The 25544-nt window shown below is 66.3% G+C and carries 25 protein-coding genes; 5 read left to right on the top strand and 20 right to left on the bottom strand.

Annotated features, from left to right (window positions below; translation table 11 throughout):
* Positions 1-20 precede the first annotated feature (20 nt).
* Together BFL43_RS23520 and BFL43_RS23515 are read right to left on the bottom strand one after the other, a co-directional pair.
* A complete protein-coding gene (locus tag BFL43_RS23520; protein ID WP_084895340.1) occupies positions 21-692 on the bottom strand; it encodes a response regulator transcription factor in 672 nt (223 codons plus the stop codon).
* Positions 689-1942, bottom strand: a complete 1254-nt coding sequence (locus BFL43_RS23515; protein ID WP_084895684.1) for an ATP-binding protein — start codon at positions 1940-1942, stop codon at positions 689-691. Before BFL43_RS23515 ends, BFL43_RS23520 begins: the two co-directional genes overlap by 4 nt.
* 176 nt (positions 1943-2118) lie before the next feature.
* Between BFL43_RS23515 and BFL43_RS23510 the strand changes: the two genes are divergently transcribed.
* Together BFL43_RS23510 and BFL43_RS23505 are read left to right on the top strand one after the other, a co-directional pair.
* Complete coding sequence (locus BFL43_RS23510) at positions 2119-3468, top strand: PspC domain-containing protein (protein WP_084895682.1); 1350 nt, start codon at positions 2119-2121, stop codon at positions 3466-3468.
* The gene (locus BFL43_RS23505; RefSeq protein ID WP_084895337.1) at positions 3461-3682 is read left to right on the top strand and encodes a hypothetical protein; all 222 of its coding nucleotides are present in this window, start codon (positions 3461-3463) and stop codon (positions 3680-3682) included. The genes BFL43_RS23510 and BFL43_RS23505 overlap by 8 nt, the downstream gene beginning before the upstream one ends.
* A 4-nt stretch (positions 3683-3686) precedes the next feature.
* Here BFL43_RS23505 and guaA read toward each other — a convergent pair whose 3' ends face one another.
* From guaA to guaB, 4 genes are all read right to left on the bottom strand, one after another.
* A complete protein-coding gene (gene guaA / locus BFL43_RS23500) occupies positions 3687-5282 on the bottom strand; it encodes a glutamine-hydrolyzing GMP synthase (RefSeq protein ID WP_206186741.1) in 1596 nt (531 codons plus the stop codon).
* A gap of 24 nt (positions 5283-5306) precedes the next feature.
* Positions 5307-7106, bottom strand: coding sequence for a GMC family oxidoreductase (locus BFL43_RS23495; RefSeq protein WP_143695506.1), 1800 nt, complete (start codon positions 7104-7106; stop codon positions 5307-5309).
* Between the two features lie 77 nt (positions 7107-7183).
* Positions 7184-8326 (bottom strand): GuaB3 family IMP dehydrogenase-related protein, encoded by a 1143-nt coding sequence (locus tag BFL43_RS23490; RefSeq protein WP_084895335.1) that lies wholly within the window; start codon positions 8324-8326, stop codon positions 7184-7186.
* Positions 8327-8375: 49 nt separating this feature from the next.
* Positions 8376-9920 carry an IMP dehydrogenase gene (guaB, locus tag BFL43_RS23485; RefSeq protein ID WP_084838447.1) on the bottom strand — a complete coding sequence of 515 codons (1545 nt, stop codon included), beginning with the start codon at positions 9918-9920 and terminating at the stop codon, positions 8376-8378.
* A gap of 213 nt (positions 9921-10133) precedes the next feature.
* Here guaB and BFL43_RS23480 point away from each other — a divergent pair, with 213 nt between their 5' ends.
* Entirely contained in the window at positions 10134-10526 is a 393-nt protein-coding gene (locus tag BFL43_RS23480) for a DUF5319 domain-containing protein (protein ID WP_084838448.1), read from the top strand.
* Between the two features lie 76 nt (positions 10527-10602).
* Here BFL43_RS23480 and BFL43_RS23475 read toward each other — a convergent pair whose 3' ends face one another.
* From BFL43_RS23475 to BFL43_RS23465, 3 genes are all read right to left on the bottom strand, one after another.
* Positions 10603-11520, bottom strand: coding sequence for an anti-sigma-D factor RsdA (locus BFL43_RS23475; RefSeq protein ID WP_084895333.1), 918 nt, complete (start codon positions 11518-11520; stop codon positions 10603-10605).
* Positions 11504-12091: a sigma-70 family RNA polymerase sigma factor gene (locus tag BFL43_RS23470; protein WP_084895330.1), complete on the bottom strand. Its 588-nt coding sequence runs from the start codon at positions 12089-12091 to the stop codon at positions 11504-11506. The genes BFL43_RS23475 and BFL43_RS23470 overlap by 17 nt, the downstream gene beginning before the upstream one ends.
* Positions 12092-12218: 127 nt before the next feature.
* A complete protein-coding gene (locus tag BFL43_RS23465) occupies positions 12219-13049 on the bottom strand; it encodes a hypothetical protein (RefSeq protein WP_084895328.1) in 831 nt (276 codons plus the stop codon).
* A gap of 445 nt (positions 13050-13494) precedes the next feature.
* Between BFL43_RS23465 and BFL43_RS23460 the strand changes: the two genes are divergently transcribed.
* The gene (locus BFL43_RS23460; protein ID WP_084838361.1) at positions 13495-13791 is read left to right on the top strand and encodes a WhiB family transcriptional regulator; all 297 of its coding nucleotides are present in this window, start codon (positions 13495-13497) and stop codon (positions 13789-13791) included.
* Between the two features lie 97 nt (positions 13792-13888).
* Here BFL43_RS23460 and groL read toward each other — a convergent pair whose 3' ends face one another.
* The 3 genes from groL to BFL43_RS23445 all read right to left on the bottom strand — a co-directional run bounded on the left by groL (position 13889) and on the right by BFL43_RS23445 (position 17617).
* Positions 13889-15517, bottom strand: coding sequence for a chaperonin GroEL (groL, locus tag BFL43_RS23455; protein ID WP_084895326.1), 1629 nt, complete (start codon positions 15515-15517; stop codon positions 13889-13891).
* A 123-nt stretch (positions 15518-15640) separates the two neighbouring features.
* A complete protein-coding gene (gene groES, locus BFL43_RS23450; protein ID WP_030171070.1) occupies positions 15641-15940 on the bottom strand; it encodes a co-chaperone GroES in 300 nt (99 codons plus the stop codon).
* Positions 15941-16120: 180 nt separating this feature from the next.
* Positions 16121-17617 carry an MFS transporter gene (locus tag BFL43_RS23445; RefSeq protein ID WP_240498441.1) on the bottom strand — a complete coding sequence of 499 codons (1497 nt, stop codon included), beginning with the start codon at positions 17615-17617 and terminating at the stop codon, positions 16121-16123.
* Positions 17618-17702: 85 nt separating this feature from the next.
* Between BFL43_RS23445 and BFL43_RS23440 the strand changes: the two genes are divergently transcribed.
* Positions 17703-18149 carry a MarR family transcriptional regulator gene (locus tag BFL43_RS23440; protein ID WP_084895322.1) on the top strand — a complete coding sequence of 149 codons (447 nt, stop codon included), beginning with the start codon at positions 17703-17705 and terminating at the stop codon, positions 18147-18149.
* Positions 18150-18165: 16 nt separating this feature from the next.
* Here the strand turns inward: BFL43_RS23440 and BFL43_RS23435 are convergent, their stop codons facing one another.
* The 8 genes from BFL43_RS23435 to BFL43_RS23400 all read right to left on the bottom strand — a co-directional run bounded on the left by BFL43_RS23435 (position 18166) and on the right by BFL43_RS23400 (position 25530).
* A complete protein-coding gene (locus BFL43_RS23435; protein ID WP_168176706.1) occupies positions 18166-19023 on the bottom strand; it encodes a methyltransferase domain-containing protein in 858 nt (285 codons plus the stop codon).
* A gap of 81 nt (positions 19024-19104) precedes the next feature.
* Positions 19105-20136, bottom strand: coding sequence for a tRNA (adenosine(37)-N6)-threonylcarbamoyltransferase complex transferase subunit TsaD (gene tsaD, locus BFL43_RS23430; RefSeq protein ID WP_084895317.1), 1032 nt, complete (start codon positions 20134-20136; stop codon positions 19105-19107).
* Positions 20133-20612 (bottom strand): ribosomal protein S18-alanine N-acetyltransferase, encoded by a 480-nt coding sequence (rimI, locus tag BFL43_RS23425; RefSeq protein ID WP_084895315.1) that lies wholly within the window; start codon positions 20610-20612, stop codon positions 20133-20135. Before rimI ends, tsaD begins: the two co-directional genes overlap by 4 nt.
* The gene (gene tsaB, locus BFL43_RS23420; protein WP_084895313.1) at positions 20609-21268 is read right to left on the bottom strand and encodes a tRNA (adenosine(37)-N6)-threonylcarbamoyltransferase complex dimerization subunit type 1 TsaB; all 660 of its coding nucleotides are present in this window, start codon (positions 21266-21268) and stop codon (positions 20609-20611) included. Before tsaB ends, rimI begins: the two co-directional genes overlap by 4 nt.
* A 91-nt stretch (positions 21269-21359) precedes the next feature.
* Positions 21360-21827 carry a tRNA (adenosine(37)-N6)-threonylcarbamoyltransferase complex ATPase subunit type 1 TsaE gene (gene tsaE / locus BFL43_RS23415; protein ID WP_168176705.1) on the bottom strand — a complete coding sequence of 156 codons (468 nt, stop codon included), beginning with the start codon at positions 21825-21827 and terminating at the stop codon, positions 21360-21362.
* The gene (locus BFL43_RS23410; protein ID WP_240498455.1) at positions 21824-22606 is read right to left on the bottom strand and encodes an alpha/beta hydrolase; all 783 of its coding nucleotides are present in this window, start codon (positions 22604-22606) and stop codon (positions 21824-21826) included. Before BFL43_RS23410 ends, tsaE begins: the two co-directional genes overlap by 4 nt.
* Positions 22607-22873: 267 nt before the next feature.
* Complete coding sequence (alr, locus tag BFL43_RS23405) at positions 22874-24052, bottom strand: alanine racemase (protein WP_084895310.1); 1179 nt, start codon at positions 24050-24052, stop codon at positions 22874-22876.
* A complete protein-coding gene (locus tag BFL43_RS23400) occupies positions 24049-25530 on the bottom strand; it encodes an NAD(P)H-hydrate dehydratase (protein ID WP_084895308.1) in 1482 nt (493 codons plus the stop codon). The genes alr and BFL43_RS23400 overlap by 4 nt, the downstream gene beginning before the upstream one ends.
* Positions 25531-25544: the final 14 nt, after the last annotated feature.

The raw sequence follows: 25544 nt of genomic DNA, 5'->3' as shown, positions 1-25544 counted from the left end.
TTGCCTGAGATCTGCGGGTATCAACTGATATGGCGGTTGGCAGCCCATCGGGTCAGTGCATTTCGGTTGGACTGCTGAGTCTTTCGCAGCACATTCGACGCATGTGTCTCGACCGTCTTGATCGAGATCACCAGATCCTCGGCGATCTCACGGTAGGTGAACCCGCGGGCGAGCAGTCGCAAGACCTCCATCTCCCTGGGTGTCAGGGAGTCGAGCTCTGGGTCGAGATGTGGTTCGGGCAGCGGAGAACGCCCTGTGAAGGAATCGAGCACGAACCCGGCGAGCCGCGGGCTGAACACAGCATCCCCGTCGGCGACGCGTCGCACCGAATCCGCGAGCTCCGGTCCACCGATCGTCTTGGTCACATAGCCGCGCGCACCGGCCCGAATCGTCGCGATCACGTCTTCAGCGGCATCAGACACGCTGAGCGCCAGGAACACCGGGGCCTTCTCCGGGGCTGCGTCGGCAATCCCCCGGAGCACCGCGATGCCACCACCGGCGGGCATGTGCACGTCGAGCAGCACCACGTCCGGACTCGACTGCAGGATTCCTGTGACGGCATCGGCCACCGCGCCGGCCTCCCCGACCACCTGCATGTCGTTCTCCGAGGCAAGTTCGGCTCGCACCCCCGAACGGAACACACCGTGGTCGTCCACCAAGAACACCCGATACGGCTCGCTTCGCCCGCTCATCTCTCCCGCTCTCGATTCACCGTTTCCCGGATGGATTCGGTGTCCTCACCGCCGTCGGGGGCGCCCGAGGGCTCGCTCCCGCGCGGCATGGCCATCCGCACGTCGACCCCGCGACCCGGCGTCGACTTGATGTCAACGGTACCGCCGTGTCGCTGTACCCGGCCCTTGATGGAGCCCGACACCCCGCGCCGATCCTCCGGGACCTGGTCTGGATCGAAACCGACGCCGCGGTCGCGGACGAACACCTCCACCAGATCGCCATCGACCTCGGCGTAGACGTCGACCGATCGTTCCCCGGAATGCTTGGCGGCGTTGACGAGGGCTTCCCGCGAGGCCGCGATGAGGGCGGCCCATCGGCGTTGTTCGGTACTCCAGGACGGGTCGTCGGCAGTGACATCCCCGACGGTCACCACCTCGACCTCGACGCCGTAGTGGTCCTCGACTTCGGCTGCCACCGACTTCAACGCGGCTGTCAGCGATTCGCTCTGCGGACCGACACCCCCGAACAGATAGTTGCGCAACTCCCGCTCCTGGCTGCGCGCCAGACGCTGCACCTCGTCTCCGTGGGCAGAACGTTTCTGGATCAGCGCGAGCGTCTGCAGAACCGAATCATGAAGGTGTGCAGCAATTTCTTCTCGCTCCGCGGTGCGAATCCGGGCGGCCCGCTCGGCGCCGAGCATCCGTGCCATGCGTAACCACAACGGGATGGTCAGCAGCAACACACCCAGGACCGTCGCCGCGACCGCGAGCAACGTTGCGCTCAGCCCACCGATCCGGTTGTTGCCGGCGAGGACGACGACGACGAGACCCACCACCACAAGTGTTGCGCCACCGGCGATCCGGGTCCAGGTCAACGCCCGCGCCGATCCTGATCGCGGACGCCAACTGGAGTCGAGTTCGCGCCAGACCAGCGAGGCCCCGACGGCGACGACGACCAGCGGGATGAGGAACTGCGCCGGTGTTCCGGATGCCACAAAACCGACCGACACCACGGCGACGACACCGACGATGGCCAGACCGACGCCTTGCCTGCGTTCGGAACTGCTCGGCGGTTCGGTATCGGTGCCGGGCGGGCACATGAACCAGAGCAGCCCATACGCACATACGCCCGCCCCGGCCAGCGCGCTCAGGATCACGAAGACGACCCGCACCCGAAATGCATCCATGCCAAGGTGATCGGCCACGCCACCGGCGACACCGCCGATGACACGGCCACCATCGCGGCGGTGCACGCGTTCGACTGTGGGCATCACTCGATACTTGCACGCGAGGACCGCTGTGCACATCAGGGTTGTTACCCAGATCGAAGTCCAGGGGGCAGATCAGGGTGAATCCCGATGGTCAGGCCGCCGCGCAATGCCCAGAATTGAGGCATGAACTTCAGGCCGGCCCGACCATGAAGACGGAGACGAAGCGGAGCTCGACGATGACGAATACCGAGAATCAACGCACCAAGAGTGGTTCGCCGTTCAATTCGGACGAGCTTCACAACATCTGGCGTACCCGACCTGCCCGTGCGGCGGCCGGCTCGTCCATCGCGGGTGTCGCCACCGGGATCGGCCTGCGATACAAGGTCGACCCGACCCTGGTCAAGGTCGCTTTAATCGTCTCGGCCCTTTTCGGCGGCGCAGGCATCCTGATCTACATCGCTGCGTGGATCCTGTTGCCCGAGGGGTCTGCGTCCGCCGGAGCTCCTGCTCAGGACACTCATGCCAACCGCCTGTTCCACGGATTCCGGCATGCATCGTCACATCCCCCGACCATCGTCGGCATCGTCATCGTCGTGGTCGTGGCGTTGGTCGCCGGGCCTCATCTGGCCTGGAGCGGCGGCGGGGTTGCCGGACTCGCTCTGATGGCGCTGGGGTGGTGGCTGCTGTACCAACGAACCCCGGTCGCGGAACCGGGCACCAGTGCCGACACGGTCGGTCAGCGACCCGTCGCACACTCCGCTGCGCCCGGGTCCTGGTGGCAGGAGACGACCGGCGGGATCGATGAGGCCGGACAAGCGTTCCAGCGCTGGACTCCACGGGCGTGGCTGAAGGACGCGCCGGCGAGTGATGGAACCGTCGCTTCCGAGGGTGCGACAGAAGATTCACCCGGCAGCGCGCAGGACCCGCTCGTCCCGACACCGCCGGCGTGGGATCCGTTGGGAGCAGCTCCGTTTGCATGGGATCTACCCGAACCGACGCAGCCGCCCGAGACCGACGCCCGCCCTCACTCCAGGTTCACCCCGATTGTGCTCGGTCTCACCGTCATCGCCACCGGTGTGGCTACCGCGATTTCAGTCGGCACCGAGTGGCTCGACCCGGTCAAGGTGGCCTCGATCGGACTGGCGGTGGTCGCTGCGGGACTCCTGGTCGGCGCCTTCCTCCGACGCGGCGCGGGGTTGATCCCGGTGGCGATCGCGATGGCCGGCTTCGTCGTGGTGGCCTCGCTGATCGACGGAATGCCGTCCGGCCCGGTCGGTGACCGCGATTGGAAGCCATTGACGAGCGCCGACATCCGGGACGGGTACACGCTGATGATGGGGTCCGGCCAGCTCGATCTGACTGCCGTCGACCTCACAGCGGACAAGAAGGTGGTCATCGACCTGGGCGTCGGTGAGTTCAAGGTCATCGCGCCGAAGGACATGAATCTGCGCACCACGTGCGATGCGGCGATCGGCGAGGCGAAGTGCCCCGACGGCCTCGACGGCGGCACGGACGGGACGGCCGGTCCGGTGCTGACCATCGATGCCGACACAACCATCGGCAACGTGGAGGTCATCCGTGAGTAAGTTCTCGCCCACCCAGGCCCTGGTCGGCATCGGCGTCGCGCTCGTCGCCGTCTGGGGACTGCTCGGCGGGCCCGACATCGACGGGTCAGGGGCCGGTCCGTGGGTCATCCTCGGTATCACGGTCATCGTCGGACTCACCCTGATCTTCAGCGGTGGCCGCGGCAGGGGTTCCGATGCGAAGAAGTCGACGCCCGCCTCGCCGACGGAGAGTTAGTCGATCACTCCCACTCGATCGTGCCCGGCGGCTTGCTGGTCACATCGAGCACCACCCGGTTCACCTCAGGCACCTCGTTGGTGATCCGGGTCGAGATGATCTCCAGAACTTCATAGGGAATCCGCGTCCAGTCCGCGGTCATCGCATCCTCGCTCGACACCGGCCGCAGGACGATCGGGTGACCGTAGGTCCGCCCGTCGCCCTGGACGCCCACACTGCGCACATCGGCCAGCAGAACCACCGGGCACTGCCAGATCTGGTTGTCGAGTCCGGCGGTCGTCAGTTCCTCGCGAGCGATCAGATCGGCCTTGCGCAGCAACGCCAATCGTTCGCCGGTGACCTCGCCGACGATCCTGATCGCCAGACCAGGCCCCGGGAAAGGTTGCCGCCCAACGATGTCCTCGGGCAGACCCAGTTCCCGGCCGACCGCCCTGACCTCGTCCTTGAACAACAGGCGCAACGGTTCGACGAGACTGAATTCGAGATCTTCCGGCAACCCACCGACGTTGTGGTGGCTCTTGATGTTGGCCGTCCCGCTGCCTCCACCGGACTCCACGACGTCCGGGTACAGGGTCCCCTGCACGAGGAAGTCGACCTTGTCGCCGTGCGCCGCCCGATCGCCGAGGACATCGGTGATCGCGCCTTCGAAGGACCGGATGAACTCGCGGCCGATGATCTTGCGTTTGGCCTCCGGATCGCTCACCCCCGCCAATTCCCGCAAGAAGGTCTCCTCGGCGTCCACGGTGACCAGACGCGCGCCGGTGGCAGCGACGAAGTCCTGCTGGACCTGCTCGCGCTCTCCCGCCCGCAGCAGACCGTGGTCGACGAAGACGCAGGTCAATCGATCTCCGATGGCGCGCTGGACCAGGGCCGCCGCCACCGCGGAGTCGACACCACCGGACAGACCGCAGATGGCCAGGCCGTCCCCGATCTGGGACCGGACCTGTTCCACGAGCGCGTCGGCGATATTTGCCGCCGTCCAGGTGGGTGCGAGGTCCGCGACCTCGTAGAGGAACCTGGTCAGGATCTGCTGTCCGTGTGGCGTGTGCATCACCTCTGGGTGGTACTGGACGCCGGCCATCCGCCGTTCCAGTGACTCGAACGCGGCGACCGGTGCACCCGGGGTCGAGGCGGTGACGGTGAACCCAGGCGGCGGCTCCTGCACGGCGTCGTTGTGACTCATCCAAACCGGTTGCTGCTCGGGGGTTCCCGAGTGCAGCACTCCGTCGCCTGCGGTGGTCAGCGTCGTCCGCCCGAACTCACGGCCGCCGGTGTTGGCCACGACTCCGCCCAGGGCATTGGCCATGGCCTGGTACCCGTAACAGATCCCCATCACCGGGAGACCCAGCTCGAAGAGGTCGTTGTCGATCTCCGGCGCACCTTCGGAGTACACCGATGCCGGACCGCCCGAAAGAACCAGCGCCACAGGGTTCTTCGCTTTGATCTCTTCGATGGACGCGGTATGCGGGATCACTTCGGAGAAGATCCTCGCCTCGCGTACCCGTCGGGCGATCAACTGGGCGTATTGAGCACCGAAGTCGACCACCAGCACCGGTCGCGGGGCCACTGCTTCCACACCTGAATCTGCGCTGTCCGTCACCGGACCAGTCTAAACGCGCCGCGGCTATGCACTGACCTCGGTGGGCTTCTGCACGACCGTCAGCGGCAGGTGCAGGGCACCCGGTGCATCTTCCGGGACGACCGGCGCATTGGGTCGGGTCGGCGCGATCCGGAGATACGGAGCACCCTGCTGCGGGCGTTTGTCGTCTTCCCCCTGGTTGGGCCACAGAGCGATTGCCCGCTCCGCCTGCGCGCAGATCGACAACGACGGGTTGACACCCAGGTTGGCCGAGATCGCCGCACCGTCGGTGATGTGCAGGGTCGGGTAGTTCCACACCCGGTGGTACGGATCCACGACCCCGGTGTCCGGGTTGTCGGAGATCACACAACCACCGAGATAGTGTGCGGTCAGCGGCATGTTGAACACATCGCCCCACGTCCCGCCGGCCAGTCCGTCGAACTGCGCCGCCGCCCGCTCGGTGGCCTCGTTGCCCGCCGGGATCCACGTCGGATTGGGCTCACCGTGCCCCTGCTTGCTGTTCACGAACTTCCATGGCCCGAACTTCTGCACGAAGGTCGTCAACGAGTTGTTCCGGTTCTGCATCACCAGGAGGATGACCGTGCGCTGGCTCCACTTACGGAGTTTGAACAACAGCAGCAGACTGCCCAGTCCCTCTTCGCGAGCCTTGTCGAGAAACTTCAGCCGCCGCGATCGACCCGGCTCACCATCGGTCAGCAACGTCTGCAACAGCGCAATCGCGTTGGAGCCCTTGCCATACCGGACCGGCTCGATATGCGTGTCGGGAGCCGGATGGAAGGAAGAGGTGATGGCGATGCCTTCGGAGAAGTCCTGCGCCGGGTCGTACTCTCGGCGCATCGCTCCCAGAATCGACTCGGAGTTGGTGCGTGTCAGCAGACCCAAAGTGTCGGAGACGTTCCGGAGTGATCCGCTCTCCTTGCCCAGATGCATGATCTTCTGAGTATTGAACGTACCCGCGGCGACGACCACCTGAGCTGCGGTGATCGTTCTCTTGCGTGCCCCGAGCCGTCCCCACGCAGCAGACCTCGACGTACGCACCCGCCAGCTGCCGTCGGACTGGGGCTCGAGGCCGGTGACCGTGGTGCGGTCGATGATCGTCGCGCCTGCGGATTCGGCCAGTCCGAGATAGTTCTTGAGCAGAGTGTTCTTCGCGCCGACGCGGCAGCCCGTCATGCACGAACCGCACTCTGTGCAGACCGTGCGGTCCGGACCGGCCCCACCGAAGTAGGGGTCGGCCACTCTCTCACCGGGCGCACCGGTTCCGCCCGACTTTGCTCCGAAGAACACCCCCACCGGGGTCGGACCGAACGTGTCCCCGACGCCCATGTCGTCGGCGACCTTGCGCATGACGCGGTCAGCGTGGGTCTCGATCGGGGTGGTCACCACACCGAGCATGCGACGGGCCTGGTCATAGTAGGGCGAGAGCTCGCCCTCCCAGTCCGTGATGTGCGCCCACTGCGGATCCTGGAAGAAGGGCGTCGGCGGTTTGTACAGGGTGTTCGCGTAGTTCAGCGATCCCCCGCCGACCCCGGATCCGGCCAGGATCATCACGTCTTTGAGGAGGTGGATGCGCTGGATGCCGAACATCCCGAACTTGGGTGCCCACAGCCATTTGTGCAGTCGCCAGCTCGTCTTGGCGAACTGTTCGTCGGTAAAACGTCGACCTGCTTCGACGACACCGACCCTGTAGCCCTTCTCGACCAGCCGCAACGCACTGACGCTCCCGCCGAACCCCGATCCGATGACCAGCACATCGAAATCGTGATCCGCGCCGGGAACGGTTTGCTCGGGCTGTGAGTAACCGTTACCGCGTGATACAGACATCTTGCCATCGTACCTTGTCACATACGTGCGATGTAATGCCTGTCACTCGCGACGATTCGACGGCTCCGAGCAGGGCGTCAGTTACAGGCGGAGAGCCCGACCTTCTGGAACTCCTTGAGGTCGGAGTAGCCCGCCTTGGCCATCGAACGGCGCAGCGCACCAACAATGTTCAGGTGCCCGAACGGGTCATCGGTGGGCCCGTGCAGGACCGTCTCCAGCGAGGGACGACCGGCATCCGTCGACACCGGGAGGAGCGCGCCTCTCGGCATGGATGGGTGGGCGGCAGCGGCGGGCCAGTAGTAACCACGGCCGGGTGCCTCCGCGGCCGCGGCCAGCGGCGAGCCCAGCACCGCCGCATCGGCGCCGCAGGCAATCGCCTTGGCGAGCTCACCGGAGGTGTGGATGTCACCGTCGGCGATGACGTGCACGTACCGGCCACCTGTCTCGTCGAGGTACTCACGCCGGGCGGCGGCGGCGTCGGCGATCGCCGTGGCCATCGGCACCCCGATACCGAGCACCTCGCCGGTGGTGGTCGACCCGGCCGTCGACCCGTAGCCGACGATCACGGCCGCAGCTCCGGTGCGCATCAGATGCAGGGCGGTGCGATGGTCGTGGACACCACCGGCGATCACCGGCACGTCGAGGTCAGCGATGAACGTCTTGAGGTTCAGCGGCTCGGAACCGTCGTTCGAGACATGTTCGGCCGAGATGATCGTGCCGTGGATGACGAGCAGCTCGACACCTGCCGCGACCAGGACCGGGGTCAACTCGGCAGCCTTCTGTGGACTGACCCGCACAGCGGTGGTGACGCCTGCATCGCGAATCGTCGAGACGGCCGCGGACAGCAGATCACGATCGATCGGCGCGGCATGCAGTTCCTGGAGTTTGCGAACTGCCGCGGAGGGGTCGACATCGTTCTCCGCGATCTCGACAACCTGCGCGATCTTGTCCTCGACGTCGTGGTGCCGGGCCCACAGCCCCTCACCGTTGAGCACCCCGAGCCCGCCGAGCCGACCCAGCTCGATGGCCGACTGCGGAGAGATCAGCGCATCGGTCGGGTGGGCCAGGATCGGGGTGTCGAAGCGATAGGCGTCGAGCTGCCACGTGGTCGAGACCTCACTGGACGAGCGCGTCCGGCGAGACGGAACGATGTTGATGTCACCGAGCTCGAATGTCTGCCGGGCTGTTCTGCCCATGCCGATATCGACGTGATCACGCACTTGGAGTGCCTTTCGTTGCTACTGGTCGGTCAGAGACGGGACGACGGACTCAGCGGGAAGTGTAGTTCGGTGCCTCGACTGTCATGGTGATGTCGTGCGGATGGCTCTCCTTGAGTCCGGCCGCGGTGATCTGCACGAACTGTGCGTTCTGCAGATCTGCGATGGAACTCGAGCCGGTGTAACCCATGGCAGCCCGCAGGCCGCCACCGAGCTGGTGGATCACCTGCGACAGCGGACCCCGGAACGGCACCCGGCCTTCGATACCTTCGGGCACCAGCTTCTCCTCGGACAGCACGTCGTCCTGGAAATAGCGGTCCTTCGAATACGACTTCGCCTGACCACGACCCTGCATCGCGCCGAGCGACCCCATCCCGCGGTAGCTCTTGAACTGTTTGCCCGCCACCAGGATCAGCTCACCCGGGGCCTCTGCGGTACCTGCGAGCAACGAGCCGAGCATCGCAGTGGAAGCACCTGCGGCCAACGCCTTGGCGATATCGCCGGAGAACTGCAGACCACCATCGGCGATGACGGGAACACCGGCGGGCTTGCAGACCGCCACCGCCTCCATCACCGCGGTGATCTGCGGAGCACCCACGCCCGCGACCACGCGAGTGGTGCAGATCGAGCCGGGACCGACCCCGACCTTGACCGCGTCCGCGCCTGCATCGACCAGCGCCTGCGCGGCCGCCCTGGTCGCGACATTGCCGCCGACGATCTGTACCTTCGACCCGATCTCGGCCTTGAGCTTGCTGACCATCTCGAGGACCAGCCGGTTGTGGGCATGCGCGGTGTCGACGATGATCACGTCGACACCTGCGTCGGCCAGCGCCATCGCGCGATCCCATTGGTCGCCGCCGGTACCGACAGCGGCGCCGACGAGCAGCCGTCCGTCGGCATCCTTGGTCGCCAGCGGATGCTGTTCGGTCTTCACGAAATCCTTGACCGTGATCAGCCCGGTCAACTTGCCGTGCCCGTCGACGATGGGGAGTTTCTCGATCTTGTGCCTGCGCAGCAGTCCCAGAGCCGCCTCTGCGGACACACCCTCCTGCGCGGTGATCAGTGGTGCCTTGGTCATCACCTCGGCGACCGGACGATCCTGGTCGACCTCGAAGCGCATGTCGCGGTTGGTGATGATGCCGACGAGTTCGCCCGCGTCATCGGTCACCGGCAGTCCGGAGATCCGGAATCGGGCGCACATCGCGTCGACCTCGGCCAGGGTGGCCGACGGACTGCAGGTGACCGGATCGGTGACCATACCGGCCTCGGATCGCTTGACCGTCTCGACCTGCCCGGCCTGGGCCTCGATGGACAGGTTGCGGTGCAGCACGCCCATGCCGCCGGCACGCGCCATCGCGATGGCCATCCGGGACTCGGTCACCGTGTCCATCGCCGAGCTCACCAGCGGGACCCGCAGGGTGATCTCTCTGGTGAGTTGAGACGAGGTGTCGACGTCGCTGGGGATGACATCGGAGGCGGCGGGCAGCAAGAGCACGTCGTCGAACGTGAGGCCGAGCATGGCCACCTTGTTGGGGTCGTCACCGCCGGTCCACACCGGTCCACGCGCCGGGGATGTGCCGACAGTCGGGTTGTTCATTCCGGGCACACTCATTCCGGCCGGGCCTTTCGCATGTTTTGATCGGGGCGAGTTCGTTTCGATTTGTCCATCCTATCTGCTCGGCGGCAGCCGCCCGGACGGCCTGCGACCTGGGGTGAACGAGACGACCGGTGCCGACAGGCGCGCGGCGCCGGTCATTCACCCAGCGCACAGAGTGGCGCCGGTGGGGTGAGGCTGACTACCGTGGTCAGCGTGCGAGATCATCTGCCTCCGGGACTGCCACCGGACCCCTTCGCCGACGATCCCGGCGGGGATCCGTCTGCAGCGCTCGACGCCGCCCCGCCTGGTGAGCCCTTGGACGCCAACGAGCGCATGGCGATCGAAGAAGACCTCGCCGATCTCGCGGTCTATGAGGCATTGCTCCACCGCCGCGGAATCCGCGGGCTGGTGGTGGTCTGCGACGATTGTCAACTCGATCACTATCACGACTGGGACATGCTCCGCGCCAATCTGCTGCAGCTTCTCGTCGAGGGCACGGTACGGCCACATGAGCCCGCCGTCGATCCCTGCCCCGAGGCCTATGTCACGTGGGACTACTGCCGCGGGTACGCCGACGCGATGATGCACGCCAGAGACGACGACTGAGCTCTTCGTTCAACACAAATCGTTCAACATAAAAGCAGCGCCGCGATCGTTCGCGGCGCTGCTTTTGTGTCGGGACTCAGTTCGGAGCGGGAGGCGGCAGCGGAACGCTACTGCTGCTACTGGACGGGTTCGGTTCCGTCGGCGGCTCACTGACGATGGTCGGACCGGACGGCGACGTCGAGACGGGGGGCTCGGACGTCGAGGTCTCGGGAGGCGTGATGGTCACGGTCTCCTGCGGGACCGTCACCGTCACCGTCGGCTCTTCTGCTACCGACGTCTGAGGTGGAGGGGTCGAAGTGCTGGTCGACTTCTCGGGGGTCGTGGTGGTGCTCGCCGGGACCGCAAGCTTGCCCCGAACGTCGTCGATCCTGCCCTGCAGTGCTTTTCGCTCGTCTTCGGCACGGACATCGCCGAGCTGCGACTGGGCGCGATCGAGGAACGTCGTCGCGGCCGGCTTGTCACCGGCGGCCAACGACTGCTCTGCGCGATCGATGTTCGCCTGCACATCGGCGACCGCCTGGGTGGCCGAGGCATCGGCACCGAACATCACCTCTTTGACGCCCCACAAGGCGTCGCCGGGTGCCGCGTTGTGGGCGACCACGCTGACCCCGCCGAACAGGATCGCGAAACCCGCGGCCGCGCCGGCGGTGAATCGCACGAGCCGAAGAGATCTGCGACGCGAGTCGGCTCGGCGCCGCGACTCGATCCCGGCCTCGACCTCTTCCAGCGTCGGACCTGTCGGCAGCGGCTGCGCCATGATGTCGCTGCGCCAGTCGGATAGCAACGACGCCAGTTCGTAGTCGACAGGAGTCTGTGCGGGAACGATCGGCTTGGACAGCAGCGCGTCGATGAACTCGTCGTCGGCACGCACTGCTCCCAGGTTCACCGGGATCGAGTCCTCGTCGATCGAGTCGGTACTGGGCGAGGGCACAGCCGCCACTCGCCTGTCGTCCCGTCGATCGCGGTCTCCGCGTCGATCACGTCCAATGCCCATTGCCCTCACCACCTTTCGAAAACTCGTTTTTCAACTTGCCCAATGCCCGGTGCTGGGCAACCCTGACCGCGCCGGCCGTACTTCCGACAGCTGCGGCCGTCTCTTCCGCCGACAGCCCCACCACCAGTCGCAGCACGAGCACCTCGCGCTGCTTCTCGGGGAGCTTGGCCAGCAGTTCGTCCATCCGCCTGCCGGCGTCCGAATCGAGTGCCCGCTGTTCCGGACCGTCGCCGGTGTCCATTCGTTCGGGCATATCTTCCACCGGCTCGGACTTGTTACGTCCGGCCGCGCGGTGGGCATCTGCCACCTTGTGCGCCGCGATGCCATACACGAACGCCATGAACGGTCTGCCCTGGTCCTGATACCGGGGCAGCGCGGTCATGACCGCCATGCAGACCTCCTGCGCCACATCGTCGGCGGAGAGCGAATGCCGCTCACCACCTCCGACCCTGGCCCTGCAATAACGCACCACCAGTGGTCGGACACTCTCGAGAACATCGGAGAGAGCTGACCGGTCGCCCTGCGCTGCCGCAGTCACCGCTCGGTCCAACTCGTCACCTGTAAAAATCATCGCTCGCTGATGTCTCCGCGTTACCTTCGCCAACTGGTGCAGGCCACGCAGGGGCGTTTTCCCCCGCGGTACGTCGCTAGTAGCTTATCCAGCAAGCCACTGGCGGCTCGCGTGGTGGCTCACGCCACTAGTCCATTGCAGCGCCTTGTAGCTTCAGCTGCGCCCCGAGTTGCTGCGCTCTCCCCGACCACTGTTCCCCGGCCCCGATCCCGTCCAGCAGTTTGGCCGCCGCCCACTCCAACGGAAGTTGACCGAACTCGATCGCCTGGTCGGTCACCCGCGACGCCCGCGCGCCCGCCTGCCGGACATCTCCGGCGGTGGCGGCGGCCGCCGCTGCGATGAGATCGGTCTTGATGACGTGCCGGATCGACGGACAGGCGGCACTCATGGCCTCCGCCGCCCGGGCATGTCGTCCGGCTTCGGCCGCGTCGCCGGTGAACATCGCCAACTCCGCCCGGACCCAGTGCGACCTGAGCTCCGTTCGCCCACCCCAGATCCAGTTGCGGTCGGACTCCCGGCCCTGTGCGTCCAGGATCTGATCCACCCTGTCCAGCAGCCGACCGGACGCCCCGAACATGCCGCGACCCAGGTTGTCGGCAGCCAGACCGGTCAGGGCGTCACACAAGGCCGCGGTGCGGCGCTCCTCTACTACGGGTGTCGGATCAGCCCGGCGTCGCCCGGCGGCCAGGAGCAATGCTTGCGCGTCGTCGGCGACGGCGTGGTGATGGCGGCCCGCCTGCCTGCGGTGTGCCGCCCTCGTGGAGAGCGCGAACGATCTCAGGACGTCGTCCGCACCCGCCACGTCGAGTCGGCCGAGTTCTCCCGCCGCCGCGGCGTAGCGTCCGGCACCACCGAGCGCCACGGCCCGAAACCAGGTCGCCCAGGGGTCGGGCGCGGCGGGAATCGGGCACGCTCTCGCGCTGCCGCCGAACGCGATCGCGGGTAGTGTGACCTGCATCGCTCTCCTCACATCACACTTCGGTCATCCGAATTAGCCTGAATTTAACTTACCGAAAAGTGCCGAAACGACTCCGTGATGTCAATTCCAGATCAACCAGATATGTCCGCCAGGTAAATTGCGGCCTCTGGGCGAAGTCGCCCTGACTGCCCGTTCCCGGCCTTGAATCCGTGTGCAAATCAGCATGGAAATGTCGTTTGAACTGGACTTTTACTGATCGGTCCGAATCCGATCCCAGCTGATAGCAGTGCCGCAAACGACGCGTCGTCCATTAAACGATTGGTTAACATCGTCCGAAATCGACGTCTTCGAATGGCGAAATGACCGGCTGTTGACTCCATTTCCAGGATTTGCATACGGTAAGTGAGACACCGGAAAACAAAGTTGTTTCCGGTCGCAATTGGTCTCAATTACGCCTCACGGCACGTTATAGAGGAGCACGCAGATGCCTCAGCCAAACCACCTACCCGGACCGAACGCCGACATCTGGGATTGGCAGATGAAGGGCCTGTGCCGTGGCGTCGACTCATCGATGTTCTTCCATCCCGACGGTGAACGCGGCCGAGCCCGTGCGCAGCGTGAGCGCCGCGCCAAGGAACTCTGCCACCAATGTCCGGTGGTCGCAGCCTGCCGGGAGCATGCACTCGCCGTGGCCGAGCCCTACGGCATCTGGGGCGGACTGTCCGAGTCCGAGCGTGGGATCCTGATGAAACGTGGCGTGGGCCGCCGTATCGCCAGCTGACGCCACCTTCTCGACCATAGATCGATCGACGATCGAGCTGAAAAAGCGGCGCCTCGACCGAGTGGTCGAGACGCCGCTTTTCGAGACGTTGCAAACGTCAGTGAGCGTGTCCGTGCCCATGCCCGTGGTCGTGGGCCTCAGGTGCCTCGGCAGGCTTCTCGGTGATGGTGCTCTCCGTGGTGAGAACCATTCGCGCGACAGAAGCAGCATTGACGATTGCCGAACGGGTCACCTTCACCGGGTCGACGATGCCGTCGGCGAGGAGATCCCCGTAGGTCAGCGTGCCGGCGTTGAAACCGTGCCCGCGGGGCAGTTCGGCCACCTTGGACGCCACGACGGCGCCATCGGCGCCGGCATTCGAGGCGATCCAGAACAGGGGCGCCTGTACTGACTGCTTCACGACCCGCACACCCAGTGCCTCGTCGCCGTCGAGGCTGTCGGCCAGATCGTCGAGAACTGCGGCGGCAGCCTGCACGATCGCAGATCCGCCACCGGGGACGATGCCCTCTTCCACTGCAGCCTTGGCCGCAGCGACGGCATCCTCGACGCGGTGCTTGCGCTCCTTGAGTGCTGTCTCGGTCGCCGCACCGACGCGGATCACCGCGACGCCGCCGGCGAGCTTCGCCAGTCGTTCGGCCAACTTCTCGCGATCCCAGTCCGAATCACTCGACTCGATCTCCCGACGCAGGTGCTCTGCGCGCTGAGCGATCGCCTCCGAGGTGCCTGAACCTTCGACGATGGTCGTGGCGTCCTTGGTGACAACGATCCGCCGCGCGCCACCGAGGAGTTCGAGTCCGGCGTCGGCGAGGGTGATACCGATGTCAGCGGTGATGACCGTGCCGTCGGTGACGATGGCGAGGTCTTCGAGGAAAGCCTTCCGGCGATCACCGAAGAACGGCGCCTTGACCGCAACGGCCTTGATGGTCTTGCGGATCGAGTTGACGACGAGCGTCGAAAGCGGTTCGCCCTCGATGTCCTCGGCAATGATCAGGACCGACTTGCCGGACTCTGCGATCTTCTCGAGCAGCGGCAGGAACTCGGGCAGCGAGCTGATCTTGTCGCGATAGATCAGCACCAGCGCGTCTTCGAGGACGGCTTCCTGGCTGTCGATGTCGGTGACGAAGTAGGGCGAGAGGTAGCCCTTGTCGAACTGCACGCCTTCGGTGATCTCGAGGTCGGTGATCAGACCCGAGCTCTCTTCGACTGTCACGACACCGTCGGCGCCCACACGCTCCATGGCTTCGCCGACCAGCTCGCCGACCTCGGGGTCACGCGAGGACACGGTGGCGACCTGGGCGATCGCCGCAGCGCCCTTCACCGGGGTCGCGGCGGCGATCAGCGACTCGGACAGCGCGTCGGCTGCTTTGCCGATGCCGATGCCGAGCGCGATCGGGTTGGCGCCTGCAGCGACGTTGCGCAGGCCGGCCTTGACGATCGCCTGGGCGAGCACCGTAGCAGTGGTGGTGCCGTCGCCTGCGACGTCGTTGGTCTTGGTGGCAACCGACTTCACCAGCTGGGCGCCGAGGTTCTCGAAGGGGTCTTCGAGATCGATCTCGCGAGCGATGGTGACGCCGTCATTGGTGACGCTGGGTCCACCGAATGCCTTGGCCAGCACCACATGCCGACCTCGGGGTCCGAGGGTCACCTTGACCGCGTCGGCGAGGTGATCGACACCGCGCTCGAGCGACTGCCGGGCCTTGTCGTTGTATTCGATCTGCTTGGCCATGGGTTGTTGTGGCTCCTAGAAATTTGGAAAAAGTGAGGGAAAACAGAACCGCCCCGGCAACCCCCGCATGGGGACGCCGGGGCGGTTGTCCAACTCGTGTCTCGATTGCTCGAAGAACCCGAGTTACTTGGAGATGACTGCCAGCACGTCACGCGCCGAGAGAATCAGGTATTCCTCGCCGGAGTACTTGATCTCGGTGCCGCCGTACTTGCTGTAGATGACGGTGTCGCCTTCTTTGACGTCGACCGGGATCCGGTTGCCCTGCTCGTTCACGCGTCCTTCGCCAACGGCGACAACGGTGCCCTCTTGCGGCTTTTCCTTGGCCGTATCGGGGATGACCAGGCCGGACGCAGTCGTCGTCTCGGCCTCATTGGCCTGAACGAGGATCTTGTCCTCAAGCGGCTTGATGTTCACGCTCGCCACGATGTGAGCCCTCCACTTTCGGGGTAGTTCGGGTCCGGTGTCCGGACCCTGTCAGCTGCTGATGCACGTATACGGCGCCTGGATCGGTCCCGTCGTCGCGGGTGCCGGAACCTCACTGGGTGCCAACTAGCACTCTATACATGCGAGTGCCAGCACTCAAGGTCGCAGGGTGCAAACGTCTCATCCTGAGACCGCCGACGCGTTCGGTTTCCTCGTGCTGCGACGACGTTCGAGGGCCAGGACCACGACCGTTCCGAGTAGTGCGACGACGGTGAGGGCCGCGATCACGGTGATCGCCGGGACCATGCCGCCGATCAGCTCCCCCGACCTGCCCGGCTCGGCGCTGCCGAGGATGGCGGTGATCACCGCCATCATGAGTGCGCCGCCGATCTGGATGCTCGTGTTGACCAGTCCCGACGCCAGGCCCTGCTCGTCGTCGGAGACACCGGCTGTCGCCTGCGAGTTGACGGACGGGAAGGTGATGGCGAATCCGAGACCGAGGAAGACGATCGTGGGAAGCAGGAACACCACATAGCTCGCGCCCGGTTCGACCCGCAGGAACCACAGGTACCCGACGAGGAACGCCACGAAGCCGGCTGCGATGAGGATGCGCGTACTCACCCGGTCCAGGATCCGATCCATGAAGAAGGCGCTCGCGACGACCAACAGCCCGGCCGGCAAGAAGCCCAGGGACATCTGGATCGGCGACCATCCCAGCGAATCCTGGAGGTACAGCGTGACCACGAACTGGAACGCGACGTACCCTCCGAACATCGCAGCCGCCGACAGGTTGGCGTGCACAAGGGTGAGTGAACGCAGGATTCCCAAGCGCAGCAAAGGGTGCCGGTGCCGGACCTCGACCGCGATGAACGTGGCGGCCAGTGCCGCTGCGACGAGGAACAGAACGATCGTCGACGAGGCCGCCCACCCGACCTCGGGTGCTTGCACGACCGCGTAGACCAGCGTCAGCAGCGCGGCAGTGCTCGTGATCGCACCGATGGCGTCGAAGTGCGCCCAGCTGAAGGGTTTGCGCGACGACTTCGGGATGACCCGAGCACCGACCACCAGCAGTGCAATGGCGACCGGGCCAGGGAAGATCAGCGTCGCGCGCCAGGACAACTCGGTGAGTAGCCCGCCGAACACGAGCCCCAGCGAGAACCCACTGGCACCGCAGACGGTGTAGATCGACAGCGCCTTGTTGCGTGCCGGACCCTCCGCGAAGGTCGTGGTGATGATGGAGAGTCCGGCCGGGACGGTGAACGCCGCCGCCACGCCCTTGACGAAGCGAAGCGCGATGATCAGGGAATCGATCTCGGTGGCCGCACTGACCACCGACGCGATACCGAATACCGCCAATGCGGACAGGAAGACGGTCCGGCGCCCGAGTAGGTCGCTGGCACGGCCGCCGAGCAGCAGCAATCCCCCGTATCCGAGCACGTAGCCGCTGACGATCCACTGGAGCTGGGTCTGGTCCATTCCGAGGTCGCCGCCCATGGACGGCAGTGCGACACCGACCATCGAGACGTCCAGACCGTCGAGGAATAGGGCGCCGGCCAGCACGACGAGCAACAGCCAGATCTTTCCGCTCCACCCGCCTGGCGAGGTGACGTGTTCGGGCGTCTGCGGGGAGCCGGAGGGCCCGTCGGGAGGTCGCTTTCGATTCAGATCAACAGTCATGGACGGAACTATATGCATACGCATTTAATGTGTCGACATAAAATGCAGACGACATTAATTCGATTGCATCTGATATCATGCCCTCATGTCCGACCCGCAGCGAAGCGACGATGACCTGGCCAAGGCCTGGCACATGCTCTCGGTGCGTTATCACCGCCTCGAGTGCGACCTCGATCGCGCGTTGCAGTCTTCCCACGAGATCTCCAACAGCGAGTTCGAGGTGCTCGAACTCCTGGCCGCTGCCGACAATGCGAAGATGCGTATGAGCGAGCTCGCCGGACTGGTCCACCTGAGCCAGAGTGCACTGTCCCGCCTCGTTGCCGGTCTGGAAAAAGACGGGCTGGTCGAGCGATCGATGTGTGCCGGAGACCGTCGATCGGTGTTCACCGAACTCACCACCGAAGGCCGAAACCGTTACGACTCGGCAAAGCCCGTACAGCGCGCAATCCTGCGCGCAGAGGCCGACGGTTGCACATCGGGATCACTCTGCGGCGCAGCAGAACTGGGCACATCTACCGCCACCTCGCATTGAGGACGGCCCCACGAGCTCAGTCTCGGTGTGCGGAGGCAACCATTGCCAGTCCGGGCAATTCGACGCCGGCATCGGTCTCGTAGGGAGCAACCAGCTCCCGGAGCCGTCCGGTCAGCGACTCTGCCATGTCGGGATTCATCGCTTTCAGCATCGTCGCGAGCGGGCCGGACATCGCCGACACCCGCACCCACCACGATTCGAAGTCAGGGGCGACGAACGGGTCGTAGGCCTCGGTGATGGTGACGTCGAGAAAACCTGCAGCGACGAACAATTCACGCAGACGGCCCGGATCAGACAGCGAGAACGGCTCCGGCAGGCCAGGTGGCGGTACCGCGAACCCCAGCTCTGCGCTGACCGCATCGAACAGCACCCCGAGCCACGGGTTCTTGTCGCGCGCACCCCAGACCGCCACCGACACCCGGCCCCGCGGCATGAGGACGCGACGGATCTCGGCGAGTCCGCGCCCCGGATCGACCGCGAACATCAGCCCCTCTCGGCAGAGAACCGCGTCGAACACGCCGTCGGGCATCTCGATCTGCTCGATGTCGAGCACCGTTGTCGCGACGTTGCCAACACCCAGTTCCGCGGCGCGCTCGGCGGCCACCGCCACCATGTCAGGCGCCACATCCGACACAGTCACCATGCTCCCGGGACCGAACCGACGCGCCGCGGCAAGACCGGTGGCACCGGTTCCGCACGCGAGCTCGAGAATGCGCCGGCCGGGCTCCGGTCCGATGGCGTCGAGCATCAGGTCCGTGACCCCGGCGCCTCGCTGCTCGATGTGATCGATGTTGGCCGCCCAACCCGACGCCACCGAGTTCCACACCTCGTGCAGCTGGGTCCTGAGTTGCTGATCGCCTGGTGTGTTCGTCATCGCCGGCCCTCCGTGGTCTGCCTCGAGCATGCGCCCACCACACCGGCGCTGTCAGGGGTTCACCGAGAACCAACCCGGGGGTCAGTAGCTGCTGACCTGGACCGACAACCCGGGGTCTGTGGCGACGGTGAGTTCGGACGGCTGTGCGCCGCCGGCGATCACGTGGGCTCCGAGGGTTGCGATCATCACACCGTTGTCGGTGCACAACCGCGGCTTCGGAACCCGCAACGTGATGCCTGCGGCCGCACACCGCTCCTGTGCCATCGATCGGATGCGTGAGTTGGCAGTCGCCCCGCCCCCGAGTACCAGGGTGTCCACGCCGACGTCGGCGCAGGCGCGAACCGCCTTCATCGTCAGCACATCGGCGACCGCCTCCTGGAACGACGCAGCGATGTCGGCGACCGGCGGTTCGATCCCGTCGCGCCTGCACTTTTCGACGTGGCGGGCCACCGCGGTCTTGAGCCCGCTGAACGAGAAGTCGTTGCGAGCATCTCGCGGTCCGGTCATACCGCGCGGAAACCTGATCGCATTTCGATCACCATGTCGCGCAGCAGCATCGAGTGCCGGCCCGCCGGGAAAGCCCAGCCCGAGCAGTCTCGCGACCTTGTCGAATGCCTCCCCCGCAGCATCGTCGACCGTGGTCCCGAGTTCGACGATCGGCGCGCCCAGATCGGTGACGTGCAGCAGATGGGTGTGCCCACCGGAGACCAGCAACGCCACACATGGCGGCATCGGCCCGTGTTCGAGTGTGTCGACAGCGACGTGCCCACCGAGGTGGTTGACCGCGTACAGCGGCACATCCCAGGCTGCGGCATAGGCTTTCGCCGCCGCGACGCCGACGAGCAGTGCTCCGGCCAACCCCGGGCCGATGGTCACGGCAATGGCGTCCGGAACCGTGATGTCGGCCGCCGACAATGCCCGGCGCATGGTGGGAACGATGGCCTCGAGATGTGCACGCGACGCCACTTCGGGAACCACTCCGCCATACCGGGCGTGTTCTTCGACGCTGGATGCGACCTCATCGGCGAGCAGCGTCGTCGTGTGATCGGGATTCCACCGGACGATCCCGACTCCGGTCTCGTCGCAGGAGCTCTCCACTCCGAGAACGATCATGCGAGATGCTCCTTTGCCGCAGCGACGGCGACCGCGGGCCGGCGCATCGTGTAGGCGTCGGCACCGCTCGGCTGGTAATACCTTTTACGCACACCGACCTGCTCGAAACCGTTGCGGCGGTACATCTCGATCGCCGTCTCGTTGTCCGTGCGGACCTCCAGGAACACCTCCGCGTGATGCCGGTCTGCGACCTCGAGCAGAGCCAGGAGGAGCTCTCGCCCGTGACCGCGCCCCTGGAAGGTGGGATCGACTGCGATGGTGTGGATTTCGCACTCAGGATGGTCGGTGGGCCCCAAAACCGAGATCCCGGCGTATCCGATGAGCGTCTCGTCGTCGCGAACCGCGAAATAGTGATTGTGCGGGGCAAGCATTTCGCTGCGAAACGCTTCTGCGGGCCAGGGCGAGTCACCGGCGAACAGAATTGCCTCCAGCGCGGCGCAGCGCGCGGCATCGCGGGGCGTCAGGTCACTGATCACTTCGCACGATCCTTGAGTTCAACGGCATCGGGACGGCGCAGATACAGCGGCGTGAGCGGCCCCGGGACCACGCTCGCCACCAGATTGGGCAATGCCACCTGCACCAGGCTCAGAGCCGTGGGCGCACTCGCGGTGCGGACGGGAAGATCGAACAGCGCAACGTGAGCCGGCGAGCCGGCCACCGCGTCGATGCTCTCGCCGGCCAGATCTGCCTTCAGCTCACCGGGCGCCAGCACGTCCGGGCCGTGGGTGCGCACCCCATCGACGAATCGAGCCCAATAGACCTCGCGGCGACGGGCATCGGTGACGACGAGCAGCGACCGGACTGCGGGTTCCTGCAGCGCGATCGCGTCGAGGGAACAGACGCCGTGAACTCCGATACCCAGGGCGTCGCCGAACGCGGCTCCCGTCGCCAGTCCGACCCGCAAGCCGGTGAACGGCCCCGGGCCCTGACCGACGACGACTGCGTCCAGGTCGGCGCGTGTCACCCCGGCCTCGGTGAGACACTCCAGAATCCGGGTGGTCAGGATCTCGGCGTGGCCGCGGGTGGTCAGTTCTCTGCGCTCCGAGCGGACGACCGGACCGATATCGTCGGTCACCTCGACGACCCCCGTGACGACCTCGGGGGTTGCGGTGTCAATGGCGAGCACAAGCACGATCAGCCAGCCTACCCGCGCCTGACCCGGACCCCGATAATGTGCTGTTCTGGCGAACGAAAGCCCAGGTGGGCGCCGCCAGAACGACCCATCATCGAGGAAGCCAGCCGTAGTCGACGGAGCGCTCGTCGGTGTCCAGGTCGCGGATCAGCCGGATGAGCAGGTGCCGTCCGGCGAGCCGCTCCGCGACGCCCTCGCCCCATTCGACGACAACCACCGAATCGGTGAGGTCGGTGTCGAGGTCGAGGGCATCGAGTTCACCGAGATCGCCGAGCCGGTAGGCATCGACGTGGATCATCGCCGGCCGGCCCGGTCCCCCGGACCGATGCTCGCGCGCGATGATGAATGTGGGTGAGGTGATCCGGCCCTGCACCCCGAGGCCTGCCCCGATGCCCCGCGCCATCGCGGTCTTACCCGCACCCAATGGGCCGTCGAGTATCACCAGGTCGCCCGCCGCGAGTTCGGCAGCAAGTTCTCGGCCGAAGGCCTCGGTGTCGTCGACGGTGGGCAACTGCCGACGATGTGGCAGGTCCCCCTGGGGTCGCAGCTCGGAACTCACTGCCCGGCAACCCTCCGGACCAACGCAGCGATCGCAGCGGTGATCACCGCGGGGTTCTCCAACATCACCATGTGCCCGCAGTCGGCCACCCCGACGAGCTCACACTTCTGGCCCAACTTGTTGTGTAGTTCAACCGAGTTCGGCAAGGGCGTCACCTTGTCCTCGTACCCACACGCCACCATCGTGTCGATCCCGGAGAGCACTGCCAGACCGGCCGTCTCGTCGTGCTCTTCGAGAGCACGCAGGAAGTTGACGACGGTGTCGATCCGGGTGCGCTGGATCACCGACTCCAGGAACTCGGCGACCGCCGGAGAATGGAAAGTCGAACCGAAGCTGCCCGCGGTCAGCACCGGCGCCATCAGCAGCCTGGTCAGCCCGCGGCCCGCCTCCACCGCCCGGGGCGCTTGCCGCACGGAGAGCCGGAAAGCATCGACGAGTGGATTCTGCAGTCCGCGACCAAGGCCCGCCTCGGCGATACCGTGCGCCGCGGATGCAACCAGACCCACGCCGATCACCCTGGAACCGAACAACTCCGGACGTCTGCTCGCCAGAGCCATGATGGCCATCCCGCCCATCGAGTGCCCGACCAGGACGACCGGTCCCACGGGCACCACCGACCGCAGGACGGCTTCGAGGTCGGCAGCCATCTGCGTGATGGTGCACGACTTGGGTGAGGCCTGCCCGGACTCACCGTGGCCGCGGTGGTCGAAGAACACCATGCGTACGTCGTCACCCCACTGCGTGGCGAGGTCGCGGCGCTGGAAATGCCATGTCGACATCCGCAGGCAGAATCCGTGGACGAACACGACGGTCAATGGTGCATCCGAGGGTCCGACCTCCCGGACTGCCAGTGGCACACCGTCATCGGCGACGACGATACTCGCGTGGTCGTCGTAGATCAGACCGAAGTCCTCGATGGAGTTCGGATCCACAGACGTCGGTGCGCGCCGGGTGATCGAACGCACCGCAGCACCAACCGCCAGGGCGCCGAGGGTCGCGACACCGGCGGATCCGGCCAAGATCTCGAGCCGTCCAGAACGTTCCATCTATGTTGCCCCGATGTCGTGGGTGCTGCGCGGGCGGGTGTCGGGGGTGCCTACGGGTTCGCTGCTGTACGTGCGGATCGTACGACCCCGGATGCCGGATACGATCTCGTAGTCGATGGAGCCGATGGCCTCGGCCCAGTCCAGCGCGGTCGGTCCACCACCGGCACCCGTCCCGAACAGGATGGCCCGATCGCCTTCGACGACACCGCCACCGTCGGGTCCGACATCGACCACCATCTGGTCCATGCAGACACGGCCGACGCCGGGGAACCCGCGGCCGTTGATGTGGACCCGGAGTTGGTTGGACACCAGCCGTGGCACCCCATCCGCGTAGCCGGCCGGCAGCAACGCGACAGTGGTATCTCGCGGCGCCACCCACGTGTGACTGTATGAAACCCCCTGCCCCGCCTTGATTTTCTTGACAGAGAGAACTTCGGCGGAGAGGGTCATGGCCGGCACCAGCCCGAAGTCGCCGTACTCGGGCGCCGGAGAACGACCGTAGACGGCGATGCCCGGCCGGACCAGGTCACGGGCGAGATCGGGCCTCATCAGTGTCGCCGCCGAGTTCGCGATGTGCTGCACCTGCGGACGCGCACCCACCCGAACCAGGTCGGCCACGGCCTCGTCGAAGCGCCGCGCCTGCAGGTCGTTCTCGGGATGTTGCGGTTCGTCTCCCCGGACCAGGTGGGTCATCGCACCGCGAAGGACGATCGATTGCTCGGCGACCGCTTTCGCCAGCCCGGCGGCGATCTCATCCCATTCCGCAGGCGCGACACCGTTGCGGGCCAGGCCGGTATCGATCTTGACCGTCACCGAGGCCGTCCGACCGACCACCCGGGCCGCGGCGACCACCGCGTCGAGTTGTCTGGGCGAGGAGACGCCGACCTGGACGTCGGCGTCGATCGCTCCGGCGAAGTCGGAGCCTCGACTGTGCAGCCAGGCCAGGATGGGTGCGCTCACCCCGTCGCGGCGTACGGCCAGTGCCTCGTCGATCGTCGCCACGCCGAGTTCGGCCGTGCCCGCCGCGAGAGCGGCTCGCGCCACCTGCGCGGCGCCGTGTCCGTACCCGTCGGCCTTGACGACCGCCATGATCTGCGCAGTCGTGTGCGACCGCAAGATCTCGATGTTGTGGGCCACCGCGGAGAGATCGATGTGTGCCTCGAGCGCCGGAGAGTTCATCGCTTGTCATCTTCCCATCCGGCCGGGCCGGCGTCGCGGGTCCGCTCGGCGAGCAACGTGCGCAGCGTCGGTGATACGGCCCGCACCAGCGCCGATGCCCCGATCGGGGCAGCCCCTGTGTGCGCCGACGCCGATCCCGCGGACGCGGTGATCGCGGCACGGGCATGGACCCGCGCCGCGGCGGCGGCCGCGAGGGGGGCCGCGATACCGGCGGCGAGCAGGCTGCCCGCGATGCCGGAGAGCACGTCGCCCGCGCCGGCACTCGCGGCCCACGAGGATCCTGCGTCGTTGACCAGCACATCTCCGTCCGGTGAGGCGATCAGGGTGGACCGGCCCTTGAGCAACACCGTCACACCCAATTCGGCGGCGAGTCCGCGCACGGCCCCGACCCGGTCCGCACCCACCTCGGCGCCGGTGAGGCGGGCGAACTCCCCCGCATGCGGGGTGAGCAGCGTCGGCGCGCTGCGGCCGATGACGAGCTCGCGATGCTGCGCCAGCAACGTCAGGCCATCGGCGTCGATGAGGACCGGCACATCGGTGTCCAACACGTGGCGTAAGCGCCGCAATCCGGTGTCCTCGGTGCCGGCACCAGGTCCGACCACCCAGGCCTGCACCTTGCCCGTATCTTCCGGTTCTTCGGTCGCGATCACCTCAGGATAGTGCGAAAGGACTTGTGGCCCTGCAGTACCGGCGTACCGAACCATGCCGGAGGTAGCCGAGACCGCTGCGCCGCTACACAACACGCCGGCTCCCGGATACCGAGCCGACCCCGCGACGATGCCGACCACACCCTGGCTGTACTTGTCGTCTGACGGGCCTGGAAGAGGCCACAGCCGCGCGACCTCGTCGTCGGTCAGCTGTCGCAGCGTGGGCTCGTGGGCCTTGATTCCGATGTCGACCAACACCATTCGACCGCATTGCGGCGCCGCGAGGACATGCGCGATCCGGAATGCCCCGAAGGTGACGGTGACCGCAGCGCGGATGGCGGGGGTGATGACCTCACCGGTGTCCGCGTCGACCCCGGACGGCAGGTCGACCGACACGATAGGCGCAGTCACGGACTCGACGATGGCGGCCGCAGCGGGCCGCAGGGGCCCTTTCCCACTCAGGCCGACGATTCCGTCTACCACGAGATCGATTCCGGCAGAGAATGTCTCGACGACACGTCCACCGGCGCGCCGAAAGCTCTTCAGTCCGGCGGCGTGCGTCCGCTCCCCGCCGAGCAGAATCGCCTCGGCCTGGACCCCTCGGCGCCGGAGCAACGCTGCCGCGTACAGCGCGTCGCCACCGTTGTCGCCGGCACCCGCCAGCACGCCGATACGACGACCGTAACAACCGCCGCTGCGCGAACGCAGTTCCGCTGCAACGACATCGGCGACGGCATGCGCGGCCCGACCCATCAGCACACCGCGTTCGAGCAGGTCTCCGGTCGCCTCCTCGGCGGCCCGGATCTGCTCGGCACTGAAGTAACCGATCATGGTCTGTGGTCGCG

The sequence above is a fragment of the Williamsia sp. 1135 genome, assembly GCF_002095395.1.
Lineage (GTDB): Bacteria > Actinomycetota > Actinomycetes > Mycobacteriales > Mycobacteriaceae > Williamsia.
This window is presented reverse-complemented; position numbering and strand designations above follow the sequence as displayed.

Bases quoted from the DNA above. Each gene is read 5' to 3' on its own strand.
- BFL43_RS23510 (WP_084895682.1), top strand. From the start codon at position 2,119: ATGACGAATACCGAGAATCAACGCACCAAGAGTGGTTCGCCGTTCAAT.
- BFL43_RS23445 (WP_240498441.1), bottom strand. From the start codon at position 17,617: ATGACTGTTGATCTGAATCGAAAGCGACCTCCCGACGGGCCCTCCGGC.
- BFL43_RS23465 (WP_084895328.1), bottom strand. From the start codon at position 13,049: ATGCAGGTCACACTACCCGCGATCGCGTTCGGCGGCAGCGCGAGAGCG.
- BFL43_RS23495 (WP_143695506.1), bottom strand. From the start codon at position 7,106: ATGTCTGTATCACGCGGTAACGGTTACTCACAGCCCGAGCAAACCGTT.
- BFL43_RS23515 (WP_084895684.1), bottom strand. From the start codon at position 1,942: ATGCCCACAGTCGAACGCGTGCACCGCCGCGATGGTGGCCGTGTCATC.
- BFL43_RS23440 (WP_084895322.1), top strand. From the start codon at position 17,703: ATGTCCGACCCGCAGCGAAGCGACGATGACCTGGCCAAGGCCTGGCAC.
- guaB (WP_084838447.1), bottom strand. From the start codon at position 9,920: ATGAACAACCCGACTGTCGGCACATCCCCGGCGCGTGGACCGGTGTGG.
- BFL43_RS23520 (WP_084895340.1), bottom strand. From the start codon at position 692: ATGAGCGGGCGAAGCGAGCCGTATCGGGTGTTCTTGGTGGACGACCAC.
- groL (WP_084895326.1), bottom strand. From the start codon at position 15,517: ATGGCCAAGCAGATCGAATACAACGACAAGGCCCGGCAGTCGCTCGAG.
- BFL43_RS23435 (WP_168176706.1), bottom strand. From the start codon at position 19,023: ATGACGAACACACCAGGCGATCAGCAACTCAGGACCCAGCTGCACGAG.
- BFL43_RS23475 (WP_084895333.1), bottom strand. From the start codon at position 11,520: ATGGGCATTGGACGTGATCGACGCGGAGACCGCGATCGACGGGACGAC.
- BFL43_RS23460 (WP_084838361.1), top strand. From the start codon at position 13,495: ATGCCTCAGCCAAACCACCTACCCGGACCGAACGCCGACATCTGGGAT.
- BFL43_RS23410 (WP_240498455.1), bottom strand. From the start codon at position 22,606: ATGTCGACATGGCATTTCCAGCGCCGCGACCTCGCCACGCAGTGGGGT.
- alr (WP_084895310.1), bottom strand. From the start codon at position 24,052: ATGAACTCTCCGGCGCTCGAGGCACACATCGATCTCTCCGCGGTGGCC.
- BFL43_RS23470 (WP_084895330.1), bottom strand. From the start codon at position 12,091: ATGATTTTTACAGGTGACGAGTTGGACCGAGCGGTGACTGCGGCAGCG.
- BFL43_RS23400 (WP_084895308.1), bottom strand. From the start codon at position 25,530: ATGATCGGTTACTTCAGTGCCGAGCAGATCCGGGCCGCCGAGGAGGCG.
- tsaD (WP_084895317.1), bottom strand. From the start codon at position 20,136: ATGATCGTTCTCGGAGTGGAGAGCTCCTGCGACGAGACCGGAGTCGGG.